The sequence below is a fragment of the Streptomyces sp. NPDC098789 genome (assembly GCF_044759975.1).
In the GTDB taxonomy this organism is placed as follows: domain Bacteria; phylum Actinomycetota; class Actinomycetes; order Streptomycetales; family Streptomycetaceae; genus Streptomyces.
The window spans coordinates 1-3,366 of record NZ_JBIWAJ010000061.1; the positions used below are offsets into that span (position 1 = coordinate 1).

Here is a 3,366-nt window from a genome sequence, read left to right on the forward strand (position 1 = left end):
CCGAAGTGGACGGGGTATCAACTTCTGGCGTTGATTTTTGGCACGCTGTTGAGTTCTCAAGGAACGGACGCTTCCTTTGTACTCACCCTCGCGGGCTTTCCTCCGGGCTTCGTTCTTCGTGTTTCCGACTCTATCAGACTCTTTCGTGTCCGATTCCCGGTCGAAACGGGATCTTGCTTTTCGCTTTCCAGTTCTTCGCTTTCGCGTTTCCCTTTCCGGCGATTCCGACTCTATCAGAAGTTTTCCACCGGTTTTCCCGGCGTTCACATCCTGAAAAGGAGTTGGCTGTGCCCCATGCATGGAAATTGAATTCCTTGAGGGGGGCGAGAAAGACTTTAAACCATCGCTGCCGAACTTGTCCAGTTCGAGGCAACCGTTCGAATCTACCTCCCCGCTGGCACCGTGTCAACGGTGTTTGCGGGACGACGAGGAGACTAGCAGCTCAGCTGCCCGGTCCGCACATCAGGCGGCGGTCGGGAGGGTCGCGCTCTGGTCGGCCGCTTCGACGTCGCCGACCTCGCCCGCGCGGGCGGCGCGGCCGCCGAGGACGTACACGTACAGCAGGAACAGCGCCTCGACCACGACCCCGATGCCGATGCGGGCCCATGTGGGCAGGCCGGAGGGGGTGACGAACCCTTCGAGCGTGCCCGCCACGAAGAGGACCGCGGCGAGGCCGATGGCCATGCCGAGGGCCGAGCGGCCCTGTTCGGCGAGGGCTTCGCGGCGGGTGCGGGGGCCCGGGTCGATGACCGTCCAGCCCAGGCGCAGGCCCGTACCGGCGGCGACGAAGACGGCGGTCAGTTCGAGCAGGCCGTGCGGGAGGATCAGGCCGAGGAAGACGTCGAGGCGGCCGGCCGAGGCCATCAGGCCGATGCCGATCCCGAGGTTGAGCATGTTCTGGAAGAGGATCCAGAGCACGGGAAGGCCGAGGAAGGCACCGAAGACCAGGCAGATCGCGACGGCCTGGGCGTTGTTCGTCCAGACCTGGGCGGCGAACGAGGCCGCGGGGTGGCTGGAGTAGTACGTCTCGTACTGCCCGCCGGGGCGGGTCATCTCCCGCAGGTCCTGCGGCGCACCGATGCTGGCCTGGACCTCGGGGTGGACGGCTATCCACCAGCCGATGAGCGCGGCCAGGGCCGTCGACAGCACCGCGGTGGGTATCCACCAGCGGCGGCTGCGGTAGACGGCGGCCGGGAACCCGGCGGTGAAGAAGCGGGCGACGTCGCGCCAGCCGGCTCGGCGGGCGCCGGTCACCGTCGCGCGGGCGCGGGCGACGAGCTGGGTGAGGCGGCCCGTGAGCATCGGGTCGGGCGCGCTCGACTGGATCAGGGAGAGGTGGGTCGAGGTCCGCTGGTAGAGCGCGACGAGCTCGTCGACCTCGGCTCCGGTGAGGCGGCGGCCGCGGCGCAGGAGCACCTCCAGGCGGTCCCACTCCGCGCGGTGCGCGGCCACGAAGACATCGAGATCCATCCGGTTACCGCTCCCCTGCCCCAGGTTCCCTGTTCCTACTGTGGTCAGCTTGGCAGACTTGATGAACAAGGGGCGGGGCAGGTCACGTGAAGGGTGTGCAGCGGTGAGCGATCTGGTGACGGGGGACGCGGTCGTCCTGGGACTGAGGCCTGCGAGGCTGCCGAGCCGGGGGGTGGCGTTCGTCCTCGACCTGATCGTGTACTTCGTCGGCTATCAGGTGATCAACATCGGCTTGATCTTCGCCATCGGCTCGCTGGACAGCGCCGCCTTCGCGGCGGTCACGGTCGGGAGCTTCCTGCTGTTCATGGTCGGCGCGCCGATCGCGGTCGAGACGCTGAGCCACGGGCGTTCGCTCGGGAAGCTCGCCTTCGGGCTGCGGGTGGTGCGCGACGACGGCGGGCCGATCCGCTTCCGACACGCGCTGGTGCGCGGTGCGATGGGCGCGGTGGAGCTGCTGGGCACCTCGGGGATCGTGGCCTGCATCGCTTCGCTGGTGTCGGAGAGGGGCCGGCGGCTCGGTGACGTCTTCGCGGGGACGCTGGTGGTCCGCGAGCGGGTGCCGGGGACCCGGGTGGTGCCGGTGCCGCCTCCGCCGCCGGGGCTGGCCGGGCGGTTCACCGGGCTGGACCTGTCGGGCGTACCGGACCCGCTGTGGCTGGCGATCCGCCAGTACCTGACCCGGATGGGACAGCTCGACCATCAGGTGGGCGCGGCGATGGCGGTGCGCCTGGCCGACGACCTGGTGGCCCGTACGGGGACGCCCCCGCCCCCGGGGGTGCCGGCCGCGGCGTACCTGGCGGCCGTGGTGCACGAGCGGCAGTCGCGCGACGCGGCACGGATGTTCGGGGGTGGGCCGGTGGCGTACGCAGCTCCCGTGGTGCCCGCCGCTCCCGTGGTGCCCGCCGCGCCCGCTGCTCCGGTCGTGGCACGGGAGCCCCGTTCCGGCGGGTTCGCGCCGCCGGGGTAGGGGGCGGTTCCCGGCTCCCTCGAACGCCGGCGGGGGCTGTACATGCCCCGCCGGTGGCTCAGGTGTGGTCCGCGAAGGTCGAGGGCGGGCTCTCCAGGTGTTCCAGTTCGATGCCGGGGGCCGAGAGGACCACGTCGCCGGCGAGGTGGACCGTGTGCACCTCGCCAGTGTCCAGCGCGCTGATCCGGTACGTGTCCACCAGCAGCGGGCCGCTGTCGGTGGCGTGTTCGGCGCGCTCGGTCAGCTGCCAGGCCTGGTCGACCGTGCGGGGCGCGAGCACCGGGTCGGTCAGGGCCACCAGGCGGACCCGGGTCGCCGGGTCGCCCGGCGCGAGGCGCAGCAGCCGGGCCGTGGAGACGAGGAAGGCCGGCGAGGTTCCGGTGAACCCCGACGCGCGGACGTTGCCCTCGGTGGCTTCGGCGCCGGTGGGGTCGGTGCGGACCCAGGTGACCCCGTCGATCGCGGCGCCCCGCACCTGCCAGCTGGACGCGCCCAGCTCCATCCGGATCGGCCGGCCCAGCTCGTCGACGGCCAGGTCGACGGAGCCCCGGTGGTCGCCTTCCGGGGTGGTGAGCTGGGCGACGTACCGCCAGCCGGAGGGCCCGGGCGCGCAGTGGAAGTGCTCCTCGCCGAGCGGGGTGTGGTCGTGCGTGTCGTGGAGCGAGTAGCGGCCGCGCGGCATGGCTCAACTTTCAGGCTGGGTACGGGGCAGGCCCCCGGCCGTGTCGCTGCCGGGGGCCTGTCCATCGTGCGGGGGTGGTGCCGCCGATCCGGAGGGATCAGTAGCGGTAGTGGTCCGGCTTGTACGGGCCGGCCACGTCCACGCCGATGTAGGAGGCCTGCTCCGGGCGCAGCGTGGTGAGCTTGACGCCGAGGGCGGCGAGGTGGAGGCGGGCCACCTTCTCGTCCAGGTGCTTGGGCAGCACGTA

At 71.0% G+C, this 3,366-nt stretch carries 5 protein-coding genes; 2 read left to right on the plus strand and 3 right to left on the minus strand.

Annotated features, from left to right (window positions below; genetic code table 11):
• Window positions 1–309 (plus strand): hypothetical protein (locus ACIQWR_RS41420; protein ID WP_404021338.1); only part of this gene is annotated, 309 nt, incomplete at its 5' end.
• Window positions 310–462: 153 nt separating this feature from the next.
• On the opposite strand, the gene ACIQWR_RS41425 is transcribed toward ACIQWR_RS41420, so the two are convergent.
• Complete coding sequence (locus ACIQWR_RS41425; RefSeq protein ID WP_404021340.1) at window positions 463–1,470, minus strand: stage II sporulation protein M; 1,008 nt, start codon at window positions 1,468–1,470, stop codon at window positions 463–465.
• 103 nt (window positions 1,471–1,573) lie between these two features.
• Here ACIQWR_RS41425 and ACIQWR_RS41430 point away from each other — a divergent pair, with 103 nt between their 5' ends.
• The gene (locus ACIQWR_RS41430) at window positions 1,574–2,437 is read left to right on the plus strand and encodes an RDD family protein (RefSeq protein ID WP_404021343.1); all 864 of its coding nucleotides are present in this window, start codon (window positions 1,574–1,576) and stop codon (window positions 2,435–2,437) included.
• Window positions 2,438–2,495: 58 nt separating this feature from the next.
• On the opposite strand, the gene ACIQWR_RS41435 is transcribed toward ACIQWR_RS41430, so the two are convergent.
• Together ACIQWR_RS41435 and ACIQWR_RS41440 are read right to left on the minus strand one after the other, a co-directional pair.
• A complete protein-coding gene (locus ACIQWR_RS41435) occupies window positions 2,496–3,119 on the minus strand; it encodes a hypothetical protein (protein WP_404021346.1) in 624 nt (207 codons plus the stop codon).
• 97 nt (window positions 3,120–3,216) lie between these two features.
• A partial coding sequence (locus ACIQWR_RS41440) for an adenosylhomocysteinase (protein WP_404011455.1) occupies window positions 3,217–3,366 on the minus strand: 150 nt, incomplete at its 5' end.